Genomic DNA, 233 nt, shown 5'->3' on the forward strand with positions numbered 1-233 from the left:
GGCATCACCCACATTGCTTGCATTAACTGTCGTACCATCGGTTTTCGTGGTGACATAGGTTGGCGCACTCACCGCACCGGTTGTGCTGTCGTAGCTTGACCCACCACCCAGATTGTTCGCTGTACTGGTTCCTAACGCATCGGTCTTGTCATTCGCTGCTGTTGTCGCAGTTTGTAATTGACCCAGGTTCACAGCCTGATCTGCACTCACCGCATCCGCTACATTGCTGATGT

At 52.8% G+C, this 233-nt stretch carries 1 protein-coding gene; it reads right to left on the bottom strand.

Annotated features, from left to right (window positions below; genetic code table 11):
* The coding region (locus tag HUN22_RS17935; protein ID WP_368074589.1) for a hypothetical protein at positions 1 to 233 on the bottom strand (233 nt) is incomplete at both ends.

Origin of the sequence: Acinetobacter lactucae, from assembly GCF_013344765.1 — a bacterium.
Classification (GTDB): Bacteria; Pseudomonadota; Gammaproteobacteria; order Pseudomonadales; family Moraxellaceae; genus Acinetobacter; species Acinetobacter lactucae_A.